At 66.5% G+C, this 18,645-nt stretch carries 20 protein-coding genes; 10 read left to right on the plus strand and 10 right to left on the minus strand.

Translation table 11 applies throughout. The features are described from left to right. Nucleotides 1-32: 32 nt before the first annotated feature. Nucleotides 33-1,409 carry an NAD-dependent succinate-semialdehyde dehydrogenase gene (locus C449_RS11015; protein WP_006078096.1) on the minus strand — a complete coding sequence of 459 codons (1,377 nt, stop codon included), beginning with the start codon at nt 1,407-1,409 and terminating at the stop codon, nt 33-35. Nucleotides 1,410-1,789: 380 nt separating this feature from the next. After that, a complete protein-coding gene (gene pdxS, locus C449_RS11020) occupies nt 1,790-2,698 on the minus strand; it encodes a pyridoxal 5'-phosphate synthase lyase subunit PdxS (protein WP_006078097.1) in 909 nt (302 codons plus the stop codon). 178 nt (nt 2,699-2,876) lie between these two features. Between pdxS and C449_RS11025 the strand changes: the two genes are divergently transcribed. The 6 genes from C449_RS11025 (at nt 2,877) to C449_RS11050 (ending at nt 7,925) form a co-directional block, all read left to right on the plus strand. Beyond that, nucleotides 2,877-3,857: a PLP-dependent cysteine synthase family protein gene (locus tag C449_RS11025; RefSeq protein ID WP_006078098.1), complete on the plus strand. Its 981-nt coding sequence runs from the start codon at nt 2,877-2,879 to the stop codon at nt 3,855-3,857. A gap of 40 nt (nt 3,858-3,897) precedes the next feature. Continuing rightward, the gene (locus C449_RS11030; protein WP_006078099.1) at nt 3,898-5,085 is read left to right on the plus strand and encodes a cystathionine gamma-synthase; all 1,188 of its coding nucleotides are present in this window, start codon (nt 3,898-3,900) and stop codon (nt 5,083-5,085) included. Nucleotides 5,086-5,175: 90 nt separating this feature from the next. After that, nucleotides 5,176-5,889: a DUF1405 domain-containing protein gene (locus tag C449_RS11035; protein ID WP_006078100.1), complete on the plus strand. Its 714-nt coding sequence runs from the start codon at nt 5,176-5,178 to the stop codon at nt 5,887-5,889. Nucleotides 5,890-6,002: 113 nt separating this feature from the next. Continuing rightward, a complete protein-coding gene (locus tag C449_RS11040) occupies nt 6,003-7,007 on the plus strand; it encodes a Cdc6/Cdc18 family protein (protein WP_006078101.1) in 1,005 nt (334 codons plus the stop codon). A gap of 62 nt (nt 7,008-7,069) precedes the next feature. Then, complete coding sequence (locus C449_RS11045; protein ID WP_006078102.1) at nt 7,070-7,255, plus strand: hypothetical protein; 186 nt, start codon at nt 7,070-7,072, stop codon at nt 7,253-7,255. 82 nt (nt 7,256-7,337) lie between these two features. Further along, nucleotides 7,338-7,925, plus strand: coding sequence for a hypothetical protein (locus C449_RS11050; RefSeq protein WP_152415701.1), 588 nt, complete (start codon nt 7,338-7,340; stop codon nt 7,923-7,925). 108 nt (nt 7,926-8,033) lie between these two features. Here C449_RS11050 and C449_RS11055 read toward each other — a convergent pair whose 3' ends face one another. The 4 genes from C449_RS11055 to C449_RS11070 form a co-directional block, all read right to left on the minus strand. Beyond that, entirely contained in the window at nt 8,034-8,933 is a 900-nt protein-coding gene (locus C449_RS11055; RefSeq protein ID WP_006078104.1) for an HFX_2341 family transcriptional regulator, read from the minus strand. Between the two features lie 63 nt (nt 8,934-8,996). Next, entirely contained in the window at nt 8,997-9,338 is a 342-nt protein-coding gene (locus C449_RS11060) for a tRNA-binding protein (protein ID WP_006078105.1), read from the minus strand. Nucleotides 9,339-9,697: 359 nt separating this feature from the next. Continuing rightward, nucleotides 9,698-10,270: an NUDIX hydrolase gene (locus C449_RS11065; protein ID WP_006078106.1), complete on the minus strand. Its 573-nt coding sequence runs from the start codon at nt 10,268-10,270 to the stop codon at nt 9,698-9,700. 102 nt (nt 10,271-10,372) lie between these two features. Further along, on the minus strand, nt 10,373-11,356 hold the full coding sequence (locus C449_RS11070; RefSeq protein WP_006078107.1) for a diacylglycerol/lipid kinase family protein: 984 nt from the start codon (nt 11,354-11,356) through the stop codon (nt 10,373-10,375). 53 nt (nt 11,357-11,409) lie between these two features. Between C449_RS11070 and C449_RS11075 the strand changes: the two genes are divergently transcribed. Both C449_RS11075 and C449_RS11080 read left to right on the plus strand, forming a co-directional pair. Continuing rightward, nucleotides 11,410-12,117: a CehA/McbA family metallohydrolase gene (locus C449_RS11075; protein ID WP_006078108.1), complete on the plus strand. Its 708-nt coding sequence runs from the start codon at nt 11,410-11,412 to the stop codon at nt 12,115-12,117. A 59-nt stretch (nt 12,118-12,176) separates the two neighbouring features. After that, a complete protein-coding gene (locus C449_RS11080) occupies nt 12,177-12,881 on the plus strand; it encodes a hypothetical protein (protein WP_006078109.1) in 705 nt (234 codons plus the stop codon). A gap of 11 nt (nt 12,882-12,892) precedes the next feature. Here C449_RS11080 and C449_RS11085 read toward each other — a convergent pair whose 3' ends face one another. Beyond that, a complete protein-coding gene (locus tag C449_RS11085; protein WP_006078110.1) occupies nt 12,893-13,306 on the minus strand; it encodes an Lrp/AsnC family transcriptional regulator in 414 nt (137 codons plus the stop codon). 98 nt (nt 13,307-13,404) lie between these two features. Between C449_RS11085 and carA the strand changes: the two genes are divergently transcribed. Further along, complete coding sequence (gene carA, locus C449_RS11090) at nt 13,405-14,469, plus strand: glutamine-hydrolyzing carbamoyl-phosphate synthase small subunit (protein ID WP_006078111.1); 1,065 nt, start codon at nt 13,405-13,407, stop codon at nt 14,467-14,469. Nucleotides 14,470-14,533: 64 nt separating this feature from the next. Here carA and C449_RS11095 read toward each other — a convergent pair whose 3' ends face one another. Then, nucleotides 14,534-15,076 carry a hypothetical protein gene (locus tag C449_RS11095; protein ID WP_006078112.1) on the minus strand — a complete coding sequence of 181 codons (543 nt, stop codon included), beginning with the start codon at nt 15,074-15,076 and terminating at the stop codon, nt 14,534-14,536. A gap of 246 nt (nt 15,077-15,322) precedes the next feature. Between C449_RS11095 and dnaG the strand changes: the two genes are divergently transcribed. Next, a complete protein-coding gene (gene dnaG, locus C449_RS11100; protein ID WP_006078113.1) occupies nt 15,323-16,864 on the plus strand; it encodes a DNA primase DnaG in 1,542 nt (513 codons plus the stop codon). Here dnaG and C449_RS11105 read toward each other — a convergent pair. Further along, nucleotides 16,795-17,256 carry a GNAT family N-acetyltransferase gene (locus C449_RS11105; protein WP_006078114.1) on the minus strand — a complete coding sequence of 154 codons (462 nt, stop codon included), beginning with the start codon at nt 17,254-17,256 and terminating at the stop codon, nt 16,795-16,797. The two genes, dnaG and C449_RS11105, sit on opposite strands and share 70 nt — an antisense overlap. Next, entirely contained in the window at nt 17,253-18,638 is a 1,386-nt protein-coding gene (locus tag C449_RS11110) for a DUF92 domain-containing protein (RefSeq protein ID WP_006078115.1), read from the minus strand. Before C449_RS11110 ends, C449_RS11105 begins: the two co-directional genes overlap by 4 nt. Between the last annotated feature and the right edge of the window lie 7 nt (nt 18,639-18,645).

The following is an 18,645-nucleotide window of genomic DNA, read 5'->3' on the forward strand; positions in this document are numbered from 1 at the left end:
CAAAAACGAACGTCTTCCGATCAACTTTCAGTCTACTCGCCCTCGGGGGACTGGACCCAGATCGTCTTCTTGTTGACGAACTCACGGATGCCGTGGCCGGCGAGTTCGCGGCCGTACCCCGAGTCCTTGATCCCGCCGAACGGCACCCGGGGGTCGGATTTCACGAGTTCGTTGACGAAACAACACCCTGCCTCGAATCGCCGCGCGACCCGCTCGCCGCGTTCGAGGTCCTCGGTCCAGACCGAGGCACCCAGCCCGAGATCGACGTCGTTCGCGAGTTCGATCGCCTCTTCGGCGTCACTCACTCGGAACACCGGCGCGACTGGGCCGAACGTCTCCTCGCAGGCCGCCGCCGCATCCTGGGGAACGTCCGTGAGGACCGTCGGCGGGTAGTAGTATCCTTCGCGGTCCATCGGCTCACCGCCGAGTTCGAGGCTCGCGCCCTCGTCGAGCGTGCGCTCGACCTGATCGTGGAGGTCTTCCATCAGGTCCTCGCGGGCCTGGGGGCCGATATCGGTGTCCTCGTCGGTGGGATCGCCAATCGTCAGGGCGTCCATTTCGTCGGTGAATTTATCGAGGAACTCGTCGTAGACGTCCTCGTGGACGATGAATCGTTTGGCGGCGATGCAGGACTGTCCGGAGTTCAGGGTGCGTGCGCCCGCGCCGGTCGCGGCGGCGGCGTCGAGATCGGCGTCGTCGAGCACCACAAACGGGTCGCTCCCGCCGAGTTCAAGCACCGTTTTCTTGAGTTCGTGGCCTGCGGTCTCGGCGACCGCTCGACCGGCGTACTCGCTGCCTGTCAGCGTCGCGGCTCTGAGTCGATCGTCTTCGAGGATCGCCTCGACCTGGTCCGAACCGATCAGTAGGGATTGAAAGACGTCCTCGGGGTAGCCGGCGCGCTCGAAGACATCAGCGATCGCCATCGCGCACTCGGGGACGTTCGAGGCGTGTTTCAGCAGGCCGACGTTGCCCGCGGTGAGGTGCGGCGCGGCGAACCGGAACACCTGCCAGAACGGGTAGTTCCACGGCATCACTGCGAGGATCGGGCCGAGCGGTTCGTAGGAGACGAATGCACTCGCTTCCGACGCACTCGAAAGTGCTTCGTCGGCGAGCTGTTCGCCGGCGGTCTCGGCGTAGTAGTCACACACCCACGCACACTTCTCGACCTCCGAGATCGCCCCCGAGATGGGTTTGCCCATCTCCCGAGTCATGATCTCGGCGTACTCGCGTTTGTTCCCACGGAGGACGTCCGCGGCGTCGGCGAGGAGTTCGCGGCGCTCGATCATCGATCGGTCGCGCCACGACTCGAACGCCGTGTTCGCGCGTGCGAGCGCGTCGTCGACCTCCTCGTCGGAGTGTCCCTCGACGGGTTCGAGCGTCTCTCCAGTGGCCGGGTTCACACGGTCCATGCGCCGCGTTGGGACGGGGGCGTAGTTGTAGTTTCGGCCTGCGATTCGTCGGCTGTTCGCATGGTAGTGCGGGTACAGAGTGGTGCAGCGTGGCTGTGGCGTGGTTGCGGGGCGGTCCTGGCGGATGAAGGGCGAGGCCCGCGGAGCGGGCCGAGGGCTTCGGCGGTGTGGTCGCGGAGCAGTTGCGGTGCGGAGAGTGCCAGCAGCCCCGCCGCAAACGAGGCCGCAGGCCGAGTGAGCGGGTGTTTTTAGTCCAGGTTTTTGCAAGGAGTGGTGCGCGAGCGTAGCGAGCGCACCCGACGTGGTTCGAAAGGCGCTTCGCGCCTTTCGTCATGCCGAGACGGCTTCGCCGTCTCGTAGCAAAGTAAAAAAGTGGGTGACTAGACGCCGCGGCCCTGCAACTTCTCTTCTTCGGGGAGGTCGACGTTCGCGTCGCCTTTCATTCCCTTGCCAGTGTTCGTGGCGATCCGTGCGAGCGTCTCGGGGTCGTCCCACGAGTTGGTGGCCTCGACGATCGCCTCGCCCATCGCGGCGGGGTTCTCCGCGCCGAAGATGCCCGAGCCGACGAAGATGCCGTCACAGCCGTGGTGCATCATCAGCGCGGCGTCGGCGGGCGTTGCGATCCCGCCGGCAGCGAAGTTCACGACTGGCAGGCGGCCGGCGTCTGCGGTCTCGTGAACGAGGCCGGCGGGGGCCTCGATCTCGCGGGCGTAGGCCTCGCGCTCCTGGTGGCTCATGCCCTCCAGTTTCCGGATCGCACCCTTGATCGTACGCTGATGGTGGACCGCCTGATTGACGTCGCCGGTACCGGCCTCGCCCTTGGTTCGGATCATCGCCGCACCCTCGTCGATCCGTCGGAGCGCCTCACCGAGGTTCCGCGCGCCACAGACGAACGGTGCGGTGAAGTCGCGCTTGTCGATGTGGTACTCGTTGTCCGCCGGCGTCAGCACCTCGCTCTCATCGATCATGTCGACGCCGACGGCTTCGAGGATCTGGGCCTCCTTGGTGTGGCCGATCCGTGACTTGCCCATCACCGGGATCGAGACTTCCTCGACGATCTCGGTGACGTCGGCGGGATCGGCCATCCGCGCGACGCCGCCGCGCTTTCTGATGTCGGCGGGGACGGCTTCGAGCGACATCACCGCGACCGCACCGGCGTCCTCCGCGATTCGCGCCTGCTCCGCGTTCACGACGTCCATGATAACCCCACCCTGTTGCATCCGGGCGAACCCGCGCTTCACGAGGTCGGTACCGCGTTTCAGTTCCTCCAAGTCGGTCTCGTCGGCCATGACCGGAGTTGCCGCCCGACGCACTTAACCCTCCTCTTCGGCCACAGATCGTTCGGCCGCCGAAGGCAGAAGGACCAAACGTCGGCCGCGCGAATACTGCCTCAGTCGTAACGATGATACCGCTCATGTCCCCCCCGAACCAGGCCGCCGAAGCCAGTCCCGCGCCCCCGCACGACCGATGACGACGCATCGAGAGCCACTCGATTCGGTGAACGAGACCATCGGCGAGACCCCGCTGGTTCGCGTCCACGCCGCGCCCGAGTCGGTCCCGGTGTACGCGAAGCTCGAATCGTTCAATCCCGGCGCGAGCGTCAAGGACCGGATCGGGCAGTACATGCTCGAAGAGATGCTCGACCGCGGCGACCTCGATCCTGGTGGGACCGTAATCGAACCAACAGCGGGGAACACGGGAATCGGGATCGCGCTCGCCGCTACCCAGTTGGACGTCGAGGCGGTGTTCGTAGTGCCCGAGCGGTTCAGCCTCGAAAAGCAGCAACTGATGCGATCGCTGGGTGCAGAGATCGTCAACACGCCGACCGACGAGGGGATGGGCGGCGCGATCGATCGCGCCGACGAACTCGCCGCCGAACACGAGAACGCGGTCGTGCCCCAGCAGTTCGCGAACCCGCTCAACGCCGAGGCGCACTACGCGACTACCGCGCCCGAGATCCACGACGCGCTCGACGGGCGGGTGGGCGCGGTGGTCGCAGGCTGTGGCACGGCGGGCACGCTCATGGGGATCGCGCGCTACGCCCGCGAGCAGCATCCGGAGACGTTCGTGGCCGCGGTCGAACCCCAGGGATCACGCTACGCCGAGGTGATGGGCACCGAGGTCGAGGAAGGCGAGTACAAGACCGAAGGGATCGGCACGCACGATCCCTCGACGAACGAGCTGTTCGATCCCGAACTCGTCGACCAAGTCATCCGAGTCGGTGATCGCACCGCCCAGGACGAGCTCAAACGGCTCGCGAGCGAGGAGGGCCACCTCGTGGCGGCGAGCGCGGGGATGGCGAGCGTCGCCGCCCGCGACGTGGCCGAACGGATCCGCGACGGCGAAATCGACGCCCCCCACGACACGGTGGTGACGGTGTTCCCCGACTCCTCGGAGCGCTACCTCTCGAAAGGGATCTACGACGAATTCGAGAGCTGGGAGGGGTAGAAACGACAAGAGTCACAGTTCGCGCCACCCACGTCGACTCATGGCGAACGACGACAGTACGGACCACGACAGCTACGAGGATCACATCGAGACCCGCGCGATCCACGCCGGCCAGGCACCCGACGGGGAGACGGGCGCGCTGATGACCCCGATCCACGCGAACTCCACGTACGTTCAGGATTCCCCCGGCAAGGATCGTGGCTACGAGTACTCCCGGACGGGGAACCCCACCCGCACCGACCTCGAAGCCAACCTCGCCTCCCTCGAAAGTGGCGCACACGGTCGCGCCTTTTCCAGCGGGATGGGATCGATCAACACCGTTCTGAACCTGCTCGAAGCGGGCGATCACGTGGTGGCGGGCGATGACGTGTACGGGGGCACTCATCGGCTATTCACCCAGGTGTACGAAGACTACGATCTCGACTTCGACTTCGTCGACACCACCGACCACGACGCGGTCGCGGCAGCCATGCGCCCCGACACCGAACTCCTCTGGCTCGAAACCCCGACCAACCCCCTCATGCGGGTGGTCGACATCGCCGCGCTCGCCGATCTTGCCCACGACCACGACGCGCTGTGCGCGGTCGACAACACCTTCGCCACACCGTACCTCCAGCGGCCGCTGGAAGACGGTGCGGACATCGTCAGCCACTCGCTGACGAAGTATCTGGGAGGCCACTCGGACGTAGTCGGTGGCGCACTCGTTGTCGATGACGACGACCTCGACGAACGGATCGGGTTCTACCAGAACTCGGTCGGCGCGACGCCCGGTCCCTTCGAGAGCTTCCTCGTTCTTCGGGGGACGAAGACCCTCCCCGTCCGGATGGATCGCCATTGCGAGAACACCCGCGCGCTCGCGACGTGGCTCGACGATCATCCCGACGTGAGCGAGGTGTACTACCCCGGGCTCGGCTCGCACCCACAGCACGACCTCGCCGCACGGCAGATGGACGACTTCGGCGGGATGTTGAGCTTCGAACTCGACGGTAGCTTGGAGGAGGCGAGTACGGTCGTCGAGAGTACGGAGGTGTTCACGCTCGCCGAGTCACTCGGCGGCGTCGAGAGCCTGATCGAGCAGCCCGCCGCGATGACCCACGCCGCGATCCCGCGCGAGGAGCGCCTCGAAGCGGGACTGACCGACGGTCTGATTCGCGTCTCGGTGGGGATCGAACACCTCGACGATCAGCGTCGTGACCTCGACCGCGCGATCGACGCCGCACTCGACTGACGGCAGTCGCTGCGGTTCGGCGGTCTCGATCGCACGCCGTCTGCCGATCGGACCGCCATCGTTTTGCCACGGCCACCCTTCGACCACGCAATGGCCGGAGAACCCGGTGTCGGCCCGCTCGGGCGCGTCCTCGATGGGGAGGTTCCCGACAGCGACGCGCTGCCGTGGTACGTCGCACCGGTGCCGCGTGCGATCGAGGATCTCGGGTTTCGGCTCGTGTGGCTCGTTGTTACGGTGAACCTCGTCGGCACGGCCTTCGGTTTCTGGTACTATCGGGTCCAGTTCGCCGGAACCCCGCTGGTGATGTGGCCGTTCGTGCCCGACAGTCCGGCAGCGACGTTGTTCATCGCGCTGTCGCTCGCGGCGTGGAAACTCGGCTACGATCCGGAGCGGCTGAACGCGCTCGCGTTTTTCGGGTGTCTCAAACTCGGTCTCTGGACGCCGTTCGTCCAGCTGTTCCTCAACGGCCCGAGTGGCATCGCGGCGTGGCTCTACTGGTTCCTCATCCTGAGCCATCTCGCGATGGCGCTGCAAGCCTTCGTGATCCATCGCTACGCCGAGTTCCCGGTCGGCGCGGTCGCGATCGCTGTAGTATGGTACGGGTTCAACGACGTGGTCGATTACTTCGTCCCGCTCGTCGGCGACTACCACCACACCCTCCTGCGCGCGGAGTTCGTCAACGGCGTGATCGATCACTCGCTGCCTGCCCACGACCTCGCCGCGGCCGCGGCGGTGACGCTGACACTGCTCGCGACCTTCCTCGTGCTCGCGACGCGGGTGAAGAAGCTCGAAGCCGGGCAGTAGGCGGACAGTTGCCGACGAGGACGAACGATGGTCGGCATCGAACGAACCGCCACCCGGAAGAACTGGAAACACGACGGTTCCATTTATACTCGTTCGGCCGGCACCAACCGGGTATGATCCAGGATGCCCGAATCCTCCAGGACGAGTTCATCCCGAGCGAGGTCGGGCATCGCGACGAGGAGATGGACGCGCTGACTCACGCGCTCGCTCCGGTGACGCGGGACGAGCCCGCCGAAACCGCCCTGCTGTTTGGCCCCTCGGGGGCCGGCAAGACCTGCCTCTCCCGGTTTGCTGTCGATCGGCTGCGCGAGAGCGTGATCGATCTCACCCACCAGTACGTCAACTGCTGGCAGGACTACACCAGATTTCGTGCGCTGTATCGCCTCCTCGAAGCGATCGGGCCGACCTACGACGTTCACCGCCAGTCGACGCCGACCGACGAGCTCCTCGAACGCCTCGAAAGCTACGACGGTCCGCCGTTCGTGGTGATCCTCGACGAGGTCGACCAGCTCGAAGACGAGAGCGTGCTCTACGATCTCTACCGAATCCCGAGAATCACGATGGTGCTGATCGCCAACCGCGAACCCGAACTGTTCGCGCGGCTCGACGAACGGCTCGTCTCGCGGCTCCACGGTGCGACCCGCATCCGATTCGAGAAGTACGCGATCGACGAACTCGTTTCGATTCTCGAAGACCGAGTTCGGTGGGGGCTCGACGAGGGCGCGATCGACCGCGACGGGCTCGCACGGATCGCCGACGCCGCCGCCGGTGACGCCCGTGTGGCGATCACCGTCCTCCGAAACGCCGCGCGGCGGGCCGAGCGCGACGGCACTGCAACGATCACGTCCACGATGGTCAAGGAAGCGATTCCGGCGGGCCGGACCGCGGTCCAGCGGAAACACGTCGATCAGCTCACACCCCACCAGCGCGTGCTCTACGAGATCGTCGACGACCACGGCTCGATCGCGCCGGGCGATCTCTACGAGGCGTACGCCGCGCGCGTCGACGACCCCAAAACCGATCGGACGGTGCGCAACCACCTCTCGAAGCTCGCCCACTACAATCTCGTCGTCAAGGAAGGCGACGGCCGCGGGCGGACCTACCGGCTTCAGGACTGATACTGGGCGTTCCGGAAGTCCGGCGCGCGGGTTCAGTATCGTTGGCCAGATAGTCCGACTGCATGGACAGTCTCGAATCACTCAGCGCCCGCGCTCGCCGTGTAAGGTCGTTCGTTGCTGACGACGGCGACGCTGCACACGGCGAGAACGACGTTTCGCGGGTCTACCGGTACCTCCGGCTCGTGAAGTTGACCCTCGTTATCGTCGCGACGGCGCTCACGATCGCCCGGATGCTCGGTTGGTTGTAGTCTCGTCTCAGTGTGGAAGTTCCGGCACTCCGTCCCGCTCGCTTACACCGGCTTGTCGGTTCCCTCCCGGTGGGGGATGCAGATGATCGGCGCAACCACCTTCTGTCCGAAGACCGGTGCACAGCTCTCCGAACGACGCCACTACGACGAACACGGCCGTGCGCTCCGCGCACCCGTTGCGGACGGAATCGTCGCTGAGACGGAACTCGATGGCGAACTCACGGCGGGGTCGATACGGTCATCGCGACGCGCGCTGCTCGCGCACTTTCGCCGCAGTCATCAGTACCACGAAGCGGAAAACGCCGCCCTCTACCGGAAGGTCGCGCTCTGGCTGCGCCGGCTCAAGCAATCGGCGAGCGGACCGCGGGCACCCGACGCGATCGTCTGGCTCGCGTTGAGCGCACGAGTGCGCCACGCGGATCACGACGCCGACTGGATGCTGGCTCACGTCGACGTTCGCTGTCCACGGTGTCACGGCCGGCTCAGCTACGAGCAGATCGGAGCAGGGACGATCTACGCAGCGTGTGGAACCGACTGCACCGACGACAGCGCGGACCGGTTGACCGAGATCGAAACGCTTGCCTGCGATCTCTACGCTCGGTCGTTCCCGTCGGTCGGCGGTCCGACGTTTCCACAAAGCTGGCCACAGACAGCCGCTCCTCGGGATTGAACGGCAGCAATCGTGTGCTGGCCAGCGTCAGCCGTTCGGTGGTCCGCCTTCCGTTCGCACCTCGCCGTCTCGCGGGTCGTACCTCCCCGATCGACCGTTCGGAAATCCTCACTCCGTTCGGATTTCCCCGTTCGCGTGAGCACGAACCCACAACTCACCGATCCGCGAGAGCCGCGTCCGGTGGGACTTGCCGTGAGCGTCCTGTTCGATGTACCCCTTTCCGCCGGGGCCGAGCCGATCGACGTTGTAGATCACCTTCGAGCGGAAGCTGTCGGTGTACTCCTCGGAGAGTTCTCGTGCAAGGGCTTGGGCGAGTTCGGAGACACTCTCGAAGGGGCCGTCCTCGCCGAGTTTGAACAGGATCAGCTCCTCGAACGGTTTGACGTTCGAGAACGAAGCCACCGGAAGTTCGATGATGTGACTGCCGTCGACCGACTTCGCGCCGATGGTGGTGCCGCGCTCGTCGAACTCCGCGAGCAGGTCGCGCGCGCTCTGGAGGCGTTCGTCGACGCGCTCGTCGTCGATCTCGCCGGCGAGATCTGCGAGCAGGTCGATCTGCCGATGAAGTTCCTCGGCGAGTTCGGTTTCGAGGTACTTCTCGGGGATGGTGTAGTAGGTGTGAATCTGCCCGCGGTCCTCGCTGCGCTCGACGCCGATCGAGTGGGCGGCGGTAGCGAAGGCAAAGCTCACCGTTCGCGGCATCGCGCTGATGTTGGCCCAGACCTCCCGATCCGCGTCGAGCTCGGTGTTGATCATCTCGTAGGCCTGCTCGAACGCCGCGTCGTAGTCGTACACGTCGTCGACCACGAACCGCTCGGTCTCCGCGCCGAGCAGGTTCCGGAAGTCCTGTTCTAATTTTGCCGCGAGATTCCGGGAGTACTCGACGTTCGCAGCGCTGCCGACCGCGCCTTCGAGGAGGATCACGTGATCGACATCGAGTTTATCGCGCACCAGCGGCGCGATGAGCCGGTCGTAGTCGAACCCGACCGGCACGATGTGTGTCTGCATACGCCTCCTATCGGCGAACGACGAATAAGCGTTGTCGAGCGGACCGACCAGCCACGTCCTGCGTCAGTACACTCGTGTGCCGTTTTCGACCTCGGATTCGGGCTGAAGGTGGACGACGCCGTCGGCTGCGTCGACGCCAGTCACGAGACACTGACTCTCGTAGCCTGCGATCGAGACGGTGCCGAGGTTGACGACCGCGATCACCTGGCGACCGAGGAGTTCCTCGCGGTCGTAGCGCGTCAGCCCGGCCGCCGACTGGAGGCGTTCGCCGCCGAAGTCGACGTCGAGTTTGTAAACATCCTTTCGCGCCTCGGGGAACTCCTCGACGGCGACGATCTCGCCGACGCGCATCTCCACGTCGTCGAGGAACGCTTCAGGGTCGATGTCGGGTTCGTCGATGCCCATGAATCTCGTGTGTCGTCGGGTGTCATGACTGCACCGGAACCCGCGCGGCGGTCGGTGCGGTCGGTGGCCGCGGTGCGGTAGCGATGGCGGGGGCGGTGCAGCGGCGGTGGCGGGAGCGGTGCGACGGCGGTGCGGACCTCGGTGGATGAAGGGCGAGCGACCGAAGGGAGTGAGGGCTTCGGCGGTGCTGTGCGGTTGCGGAGGCGGAAAACGCTAGCAGTTCTACCGCGAGCGAGGCCGCAGGCCGAGTGAGCGGGCCGAGGAACCCCCGAGCGACGCGAGGGGGTGACGAGGCTTTTGATCCACATTTTGCCAGCGAGGGAGCGCGTAGCGCGACTGAGCGCAGCAAAAGGTGGGCGTTAGAAATCGCGCCGCATCGCGATCTCGAACCAGGGACAGAGTCGGAGCTGTCGGTACCACCGTGGATTCTCGTGGAGATGCTCGTAGGGTGCCCACAGCAGGCCGGCGACCTCGCTCTCGTCGGGATCGAGGTCGGTGTCCGAGAGGGTGGCCTTCAGCACGGTGCAGACCTCGTGCTCGACGCCTTCGTCGTAGTAGTAGCGTTTGTACTCGAAGCGGTCGGTCACCCGGACCTCCTCGTACTGGTCGGCGGTGATGCCGAGTTCGTCGACCAGGCGCTCGCGGGTAGCCTCGACCTGGGTCTGTCCCTCGACAGGGTGGGAGGCAACGGTGCCGTCCCAGAAGGTGTCCCAGAGGCGCTTTTCCGGGCTACGTTGGGCGAGCAGGATGCGGCCGTCCTGATCGAAGACCAACACCGTGAACGCGCGGTGGCGAGTCCCGTCGCCGGTGTGGGCGTCGAGGCGGTTGACCGTTCCCGTCGACTCGTCGTCGGCGTCGACCGCGATCACGTCCTGGCCGGCGTTCGGGTGGGCCGTCCCGGCGTCCGCACTGGGTGAGTCGGGCGTGCTCATGGATGGGTCTCGCGGAGGGGCCTCAAAGCGGCTTCGACTCCCGGCAGAGTGGATCGTCGCTGGGGCTGTGCGGCCGCCGATCCGAACGCAGATGGACGAGAATCAGTCCAGCGGTTCCGGGTCGATCTCGTAGCCTTCGCCGACCCGGATCGAGAGCGCCTCGCGCGCCGTCTCGACGTCGAGGTCGCGCGCCGAGAGCATCTCGCCGTCGAGGCTGAACGTCCCCGGCTCGCCGTCCCGGACCGACACCGAGAGCGAAGTGGTGTCGAGCCGGGTGATGTTCGACGTGTCGGTCCCTAGCAGCCGCCGGATGGCGGCCTCGCCGACGAGTTCCCCGGTCGGCCGGTTTTCGATGATGGTGACCTCGAACCGGCCATCCTCCATGTCGGCCTGGGTGTGACCCTCGACGGGGAACCGACGGCCGTTCCCGATGAGAACGAACGCCGCCTCGCCGCGCCACGACTCCTCGTCCGCGGCGGTCTCGACATCGAGCGTGAGTCCCTCGAACGACGCGGCGGTTTGGACGGTGTTCATCACGTACGCGAGCACGCCGAAGCTGTCTTTCATGTCGGCGGTGGTCTCGGAGCTCGCGTCGGCGGTCAGCCCCGCGATCGCGGAGTTGACGAACGGTCGGCCGTTCGCGATCCCGAGATCGATCGCCCGGGTGTCACCGGTTTCGAGCACCGCGAAGGCTTCTTCGACGTCGTCGACACCGACGTTGCCGGCGAAGTTGTTGCCGGTTCCCGTCGGGACGACCCCGACGGTCGTCGAATCGAGTGCGTCGGCGTCGTAGAGGCCTCGGACCACCTCGTGGATCGTCCCGTCGCCCCCGGCGGCCGCGACGAGGTCGGCGTCGGCCGCTTCGCGGGCGAAATCGATGGCGTCGCCGGCCTCGTTGGTCTCGCGAACGGTGAAGTCGTGATCGGCGGCGAGTTCGTGGATCCGCTCGGTGTGATCGGCGCTCCCGCTCACCGGGTTCAAGACGAGAACCCGCGACGCCTCGATCCCGACGTCGGTGGCGTGGCCGCCGTCGGCGCGGATGGATCGCCGGCGGGTCGGGGTCGTGAGTGCCGATCGTTCGGTCATGGGCCACCGATTGCGGACGGAACAGCAAAGGGCTGCCGGCTCCACCGTCGGCTGTGTACCGGATCGACCTCCACGCACACACGCGATTCTTCCACGGTCATCGGCGGCTCGGCGACGCCTACGACCCGCTCGGGGTCCGGTTGCTCGCCGGGACCGCGCGCCTCCGCGGGCTCGACGGGGTCGCCACCACCAACCACGACTACTACCGCTCGTTCGACGACGAACTCGCCGGCGTCGCGATCATCCCCGGAATCGAGGTCTCGACGACGAAGGGCCACGTGCTCGTGGTCGGCCCCGATCCACCGTCAGAGACGGTCCGTGGAGAGCTCACACCCACAGAAGTCGTCGAGATCGCGCACGAGCGGGACTGTGCCGCGATCATCGCTCATCCTTATCGGAACTCGACAGTCAGAGAGGTCGATGCGTCGTTCGATGCCATCGAAGTCAACGGCAAACATCCCCGGACGCGGGCGTGGGTCGAACGCCTCGCCGACCGCCACGGCCTCCCGATGACCGGCGGCAGCGACGTCCATTACCCGCCGGAAGTGGGCCGGGCGTACACCGCGGTCGACGTCACCGAACCGACCCCCGAGAACGTGGTCGCAGCCATCAAGGACGGACGGGTCGAGCCACGAGTCGACGACTGGCTGCCCTACCAGATCATCGGCCGACTCTACCGGTACATCCACGAGGACAGCGACCAGTTCGACCGACCGGAATGGGCGACGCCCGGTGTCGGCGCACCACCGGAGGACGACTGACGGCGGTCGTTCGGGATCGAAACACAATCTCTTTGACGAGTTCCAGTGACAGATCGGCCATGCCGATGTACGCACGGGACGAACCGACCGAGTGCCGCCCCATCGGTCGGTGGGAGAATGGCGTCGGCTGGCTGGCGCATCCCCATGAGAACGGGCAGCGAGCAAGTCACGCGATCCGCGGCGACGACGGCGTGTGGATCATCGATCCGCTCGACGCGCCGGGCGTTGACGACCTACTCGAAGCAGTCGGCGAGATCGCTGGCGTGGCGGTTCTCTCCGATTATCATGCCCGGGGTGCAAGCGCCATCGCCGAGCGTCACGGCGTGTCGGTGCACGTGCCACGGTGGCTGGACCGGGCCGCGGCGCGGATCGATGCACCGGTCGAGCGGTTCGCGTGGTCGCTCGGCGATAGCGGATTCGTGGTCCAGCGGTACGCACCGTTTCCCGGCTGGAACGAGGCCATCGCGTACCGCGAGTCGGATCGGACGCTCTACGTGCCGGAGGCGCTCGGGACCGCGCCACTGTTTACCGTCGGTGCGGAGTGGCTCGGAATCTACCTGCTGTGTCGAGCGCTCCCACCGCGGAATCTGCTCGTTGACCTCGAACCCGAACGAGTCCTCGTCGGCCACGGTGAGGGAATTTTCGACGATGCCGCGGCAGCGCTGTCGGACGCACTCGACGGTGCGCGCCGGCGGTTTCCACACGCCGTGGTGACCAACGGGAGAGCACAGCTCCGCGCTGGTATCGAGGCGCTTGGGGACTGACGACGACTACCCTACCCGCGGCGTTCGTCGAGGATCAGCCGGGTCTTGGTACTCACGACGTCATCGAGTTCGCGAGCCTGGGTGATCAGCGCGTTTACCGCGGTCGTATCGGCTGCATCGACGACGAGCACCACGTCCTCCTCGCCCGAGACCTGCCAGACGAAGTCAACCTCGGGCCACTCGGTCATCCGCTTCGAGACCGCCGAGGTGTCGACGTCGACCGCGACGCCGACTTCGATCATCGCTTTGATATTACCGGTTCGGGTGGTCACAGTGAACCGTTCGATGGTTCCGTCGTCGACGAGTTGCTCGACGCGGTTTCTGACCGTTCCCTCCGAAGTCCCCACCTGCTCGGCGATTTCGGTGTAGGGAGTTCGGGAGTCCCGCCGGAGGACGTTCAGGATGCGGCGATCGAGGTCGTCCATTCGCGATCGTACCCGTCGCCGGCACTTCACGATTACGAATATCGTAACCTTGTTTCGAACACAACGGTTATTACGGGTGAGTTCGTGCGCATATCGTAATGACGGATGCCTACGTGGCGATCGAGGGCGGCCACGTCCTGACTGGGCGTGCGCGCGCACCGGGCACGGCCCGTGGTGAACTGGTTTTCACGACCGCCTACACCGGCTACGAGGAGAGTCTCACCGATCCATCCTACGCCGAACAGGTGCTCACCTTCTCGTACCCGTTGATCGGCAACTACGGCGTCCGAGACGAGCGCTTCGAGTCGGATCGCGTCCAGCCCACGGCGGTTCTCGCACGAGAACTCACCGACGACGTTGCCGAGTGGCTCGAAGCGGAGGGCGTCCCCGCGATCGACCACCTCGACACCCGCGACGTCGTGACTGACGTCCGCGAAGAGGGTGCGATGGAGTGTGGGATCGCCGCCGGTCCCGACGCGACCTCCGAGGACGCGCTCGCCGAACTCGATCGGTGCAAGGGGATGAGCGAGCACACTGACATCGGTGCGACGGTCAGCGTCGACGAACCCGCACGCTACGAGGGCGGCGGGGCGTATGAGGTCGCGCTGATCGACTGCGGCGCGAAGGGCTCGATCCGGTCGTCGCTGCTCGAACGTGGTGCGGACGTCACCGTGCTGCCGTACGACGCCACGCCAGAAGACGTCAGGGCGGTCGACCCGGACCTCCTGTTCGTCTCGAACGGTCCTGGCGATCCCGAGAACTTCGAGGCCGCCCAAGCGCTCGTCGAGGAGTTCGCGGGCGAGCTCCCGCTCGCGGGCATCTGTCTCGGCCAGCAGATCGTCGCGGCGGCGCTCGGCGGTACCACCGAAAAGATGGCCTTCGGCCACCGTGGCGTGAACCAGCCGGTTCAGGATCTCGACTCCGGCCGCGTGGTGATGACGACCCAGAACCACGGCTACACCGTGACCGACCCCGGCGAGCTCGACGTCACGCAGATCAACGTCAACGACGACACGCCGGAAGGGCTCGCGAGCGACGCACTCGACGTCATCACCCGCCAGTACCACCCTGAGGCGAACCCTGGCCCGCACGACTCGCTCGACTTCTTCGACGACGTGCTCGCGATGGCGGACGCCCAGCAGATCGCCCCGACCGCGGACTGATCGTCGATCCTCGGCCGTCACCCTGGAGCAAACCGAGTGAGCCGAGTCGGTAGATCGGTGCTCGTCAGTGCCGTTCGGTCGCCGGCCGCGCTGTTTCTTTCGACTCGTCCGGTGATTCGATCGCAGCGGCATCCGAGCGCGTAAGACCCGGAAACTCAGTCGTGGCACAGTCAACGCAGTAGTGGTTGTGTTCTACGGACGTAGTGACGACGGGAATCCCGGCAAGACAGATCTCTTCGCGGTAGCGCCGGACCAACCCCTGGTTCAGTCGTGAGCCACAGCTCACACACCGTTCCGTCCAGCCTTCCGAAGCGTGGAGCACGCGCTCGTCGACGCTCCGGACTCGTCCAAGCCGGGTGAGCGAGTGGCGACGATCCAAGCGGCGACGAAAGCGCGGGTTCACGAACACACCGAAGAGAACGAGCGCCGAAGAGATGAGCACGACCGCAGGCGTCAGTACTGGATCAGCCAGTCCCTCTATGGCATACCCGATCTGTACGACGATGCCGAGCACGCCCAATCCCACCAGCATCCAGCCAGCGACGGCGTAGAGAAGCTCCGACACCACGGTAGCGAGTCTGTGGGATTCTGATTCCTTCGCCGGCATATGTGAGAAAACAGTAACGATACCAATATAACTATTGGAGGAGTTGCCAGCGAAAGTAGGACGGTCACCACCGGAAACTCCGGCACACCAAGCAACCGAAATCGCTTTGCAAAGGGACGGCGTTTTGTCGCTCTCGATCCGTTCGGTGCGGTAGGTATATGCGTTCGGACTGGCAATATCTGCTGCATCAGTGACGCGGTTTCAACGCGGTTCACGGAGTACGCCCCACCGGGGCAGTTCACAATCATGGAGGACTCAGCGAAGTATCTGATTCACGCGGACGTCACCGCCGAGGGGGTGGTGGAGCGCAACGACGTTGTCGGCGCGGTCTTCGGCCAGACTGAGGGTCTGCTCGGCGACGATCTCGATCTCCGAACGCTCCAGGACGCCTCGAAGGTCGGCCGGATCGACGTGACGATCAACTCTCGCAACGGCCAGTCGTTCGGCCGTATCACCATCGCGAGCGGGCTCGACAAGGTCGAAACGGCGATCCTCGGCGCGTCGCTCGAAACCATCGACCGGATCGGGCCGTGTCGCTCGACCGTCGACGTCGACCGAATCGAGGACGTCCGGGCGGCCAAACGCCGCGAGGTGGTCGATCGCGCGAAAGCACTGCTGGGCGCGTTCGAGGAGACCACGATGAGCTCGGCGGAGCTCGTCGAGGCCGTCCGCGAGAGCGCACGCACCGGAGAGATCACCACCTACGAGGGACTACCGGCCGGCCCACGGGTCGCCGACGCCGACGCGATCATCGTCGTCGAGGGGCGGGCGGACGTGCTCACTCTGCTCGGGTACGGCGTCAAAAACGCCATCGCGGTCGAGGGAACCAACGTCCCCGACGCGGTCGCTGCGCTCACCACGGAACGCACGACGACTGCCTTCCTCGACGGTGACCGTGGTGGCGACCTGATCCTGAAGGAACTCGATCAGGTCGGCGACGTCGACTACGTCGCGGTCGCGCCCACAGGCGAAAGCGTCGAGGACCTCTCGCGCGAGGCGGCGCTGTCTGCGCTCCGCGAGAAGGTCGCCTACGATCTCGTCGCGGGCGCGAGCAGCCCGCGCGAGGCCGTCGCCGCCACCGACGGCAGTTTGCGGCCCGCACCCGAGAGCGCCGGACCCGCGCCGCCGGTCGAACCCGACGGTATGGCCGGACCGAACGCCCTCGCTGGCCAGGTCGAGACAGCGGTGGACGACGCTGCCGGCGATTCGGCGACCGAATCGGCCGCATCGACGGAACTGCCTTCGACGGAACCGGATTCGACGGACAAAGGGGACGAAACCGGGGAGCAGGCAACGACCGAGAGAGCCGGATCGGCCGGAGGCGACGCTGGCGGTGAGACGACCGGCGAGACGGACGAACCGGGAAGCGACGAACCAGCGGACAGCGATCCGACGGACGACGAGTCGCCCGACACCGAACCGGACGCCGCGCCCGAGCCCGAAACGCTTCAGGGACACGTCAGAGCGGTCATCGACGACGGATCCGAGCTCGTCCGGCTGCTCGACACCGAGTTCGAGACGGTGGCCGAGGCCCCGGCGGCGGCGGCGTTCGATACCATCGCCGAGGCGACGGCGGTGCCAGCGAGCGTGGTGCTCGACGGCGAACTCTCCCAGCGCGTGCTCGACATCGCCGCTCAGCGCGGCGTCGAGCAGATCGTCGCGCGTTCGGAGGGCGAGTTCGTCAAGAAACCCACCGGCGTTCGGGTGCGAACGGCGGCTCAGCTCCGACCCGAATCCGACGGGGAGGCCGATTCGTCGTCAGCGCCTGGCAAGTCGACCTCGGACTGACGGACGAGCAAGAGACCGTCGTCGCCGTCGTAGTGGCCCGGCAACCGCTCGGCGACCGTGAAGTCGTGGCGCTCGTAGAACCGTCGTGCGTCCGTGGCGTCTGCGCGGGTCGTGAGTCGGAGTTCGCTGTCGCCCACGCGTTCGATGAGTGCAGTGAGAAGCGCCGAGCCGTGGCCCGACCCTCGATGATCGGGCGCGACCGCGAGTTCGGCGAGGTAGGCGGGATCGCCCGTGATCGCGAGCGCGTAGCCCACCGGCGGCTGTCCGGCGACGAGGACCAACGGTGGGCCGTCGATTCCCGCGTGGAGGAGGTCGGGCCACGTCGAATCGAGCGATGTCGACTGAATGGCGAGCAGCGTCGTGAGGTCGTCGCGGATCGCCTCGCGCGTCATCCCGGTGCGAGGCCGATACTCACGGCGAGTGCCGCACAGACCAGCGCGGCCGCGAGCGTCGCGAGGAAGTTCACGGTCCGGTTGTCGAACTCCAAACTGCCGAGCAAACCGAGGTCTCGGTCGGTTCCCGCAGCGTCGTTCGCACCCGGGAGGAGACTGTCGAAGCGCTGGTTCTCGAACAGCGCCCCGAGGAGGCTGTCGACCACCATTCCAGCAACGCCTGCTGCGGCGATGATCGCCGCGCCAGCAGGAGTCACGTCGAACACGAGCGCGGCAAGTCCGGCGACCAGCGCCGCACCGCCGAGTCCGGCGAGTACACCCTGCCACGTCACGCCGCCGTCAGTGCCTGGCGGAACGGGTTCGAGCGTCGTGATGAGTCGCGGCGTATCGTAGAGGCCGCCGATCTCACTCGACAGCGTATCGGCCATCGCGGCGGCGATCGATCCGGCGAAGACGAATCGGAACAGTTCGCCGCCGGCGGGATGCAGCGGGGCCGCGGCGTAGCCGAGCACCGCCGCCAGTGCGACCGCGGCGTTCGCGAGGACGTTCCCGCTGCCGCGCGCGCCGCCGTCGTCCTCGGCGATTCCGCGCTGGCGCTTCCGGTCGTATCGGAACTTGGTGGCGAGCCCGCCGCCCGCGAAGAAGGCGATGAGGAGCGCGAACCAGCCGAATCCGCCGAGGACGATCATCAACAGTCCCGAGAGCACCCCCGTCACCATCCCCGGGATCGAGGCGGTGTCGAGCGCGTACGCGAGATACCCGAACCCGGCGGTGACCGCGAGCGCGAGACCGATCCCGGTGGCAGGGACCGACGGCGAGAGGGCGGCCAGCAGCCAGAGGAGCAGCCCCATCGAGAACAGCACGAGGGGATCGTCGCGTTCGAACAGCACCGATCGCACCAGCGCGCCGAGCAACGCCCCGCTGGCAGCGTAAAAGACCGCGAGTGCGGGTGGTGGCGCGGGGGCCGCGAGTCCGACCACGAGCTGGCCCGCCACACCCGCGAGGGTCCCACCGACCACGAACCCGACGACGCCCGCGATCGGCGTCCCCCGCCACTCCTGGGCCACCGCCTCAGCGAAAGTGCCGCCCGAGAGCACGAGCACGCTCGCCACGAACACGAACATCGGCATGTCGAACACCGACGAGAACAGCGCGAGCCCCGCGATGGCGAGCGCGAAGCCAGCGAGCCCGTAGAGCGTGCGCTCCTGACGATCACCGGACCGGGCGAACAGCTCGAACACCGGCCCGTCGTCGATCACGAAGGCCGCGAGGCCGGCGATCAGCGCGAACGGGGCCGCGATCGCGGGGCCGAAGAGGGGCGCGGCGAGCGAGAGCGCGCCGACGAGTGCGAACGCGCCCGCCCGCCGGACGGTGGATGTCACTGCCCGT

Source organism: Halococcus saccharolyticus DSM 5350 (genome assembly GCF_000336915.1).
Classification (GTDB): domain Archaea; phylum Halobacteriota; class Halobacteria; order Halobacteriales; family Halococcaceae; genus Halococcus; species Halococcus saccharolyticus.

Coding starts and splice junctions, on each gene's coding strand:
- C449_RS11015 (WP_006078096.1), bottom strand. CDS start 1,409: ATGGACCGTGTGAACCCGGCCACTGGAGAGACGCTCGAACCCGTCGAG.
- C449_RS11045 (WP_006078102.1), top strand. CDS start 7,070: ATGGACAGTCTCGAATCACTCAGCGCCCGCGCTCGCCGTGTAAGGTCG.
- C449_RS11085 (WP_006078110.1), bottom strand. CDS start 13,306: ATGGACGACCTCGATCGCCGCATCCTGAACGTCCTCCGGCGGGACTCC.
- C449_RS11070 (WP_006078107.1), bottom strand. CDS start 11,356: ATGACCGAACGATCGGCACTCACGACCCCGACCCGCCGGCGATCCATC.
- C449_RS11105 (WP_006078114.1), bottom strand. CDS start 17,256: ATGACGCGCGAGGCGATCCGCGACGACCTCACGACGCTGCTCGCCATT.
- C449_RS11080 (WP_006078109.1), top strand. CDS start 12,177: ATGCCGATGTACGCACGGGACGAACCGACCGAGTGCCGCCCCATCGGT.
- C449_RS11095 (WP_006078112.1), bottom strand. CDS start 15,076: ATGCCGGCGAAGGAATCAGAATCCCACAGACTCGCTACCGTGGTGTCG.
- C449_RS11025 (WP_006078098.1), top strand. CDS start 2,877: ATGACGACGCATCGAGAGCCACTCGATTCGGTGAACGAGACCATCGGC.
- C449_RS11040 (WP_006078101.1), top strand. CDS start 6,003: ATGATCCAGGATGCCCGAATCCTCCAGGACGAGTTCATCCCGAGCGAG.
- dnaG (WP_006078113.1), top strand. CDS start 15,323: ATGGAGGACTCAGCGAAGTATCTGATTCACGCGGACGTCACCGCCGAG.
- C449_RS11030 (WP_006078099.1), top strand. CDS start 3,898: ATGGCGAACGACGACAGTACGGACCACGACAGCTACGAGGATCACATC.
- carA (WP_006078111.1), top strand. CDS start 13,405: ATGACGGATGCCTACGTGGCGATCGAGGGCGGCCACGTCCTGACTGGG.
- C449_RS11050 (WP_152415701.1), top strand. CDS start 7,338: ATGATCGGCGCAACCACCTTCTGTCCGAAGACCGGTGCACAGCTCTCC.
- C449_RS11065 (WP_006078106.1), bottom strand. CDS start 10,270: ATGAGCACGCCCGACTCACCCAGTGCGGACGCCGGGACGGCCCACCCG.
- pdxS (WP_006078097.1), bottom strand. CDS start 2,698: ATGGCCGACGAGACCGACTTGGAGGAACTGAAACGCGGTACCGACCTC.
- C449_RS11035 (WP_006078100.1), top strand. CDS start 5,176: ATGGCCGGAGAACCCGGTGTCGGCCCGCTCGGGCGCGTCCTCGATGGG.
- C449_RS11055 (WP_006078104.1), bottom strand. CDS start 8,933: ATGCAGACACACATCGTGCCGGTCGGGTTCGACTACGACCGGCTCATC.
- C449_RS11060 (WP_006078105.1), bottom strand. CDS start 9,338: ATGGGCATCGACGAACCCGACATCGACCCTGAAGCGTTCCTCGACGAC.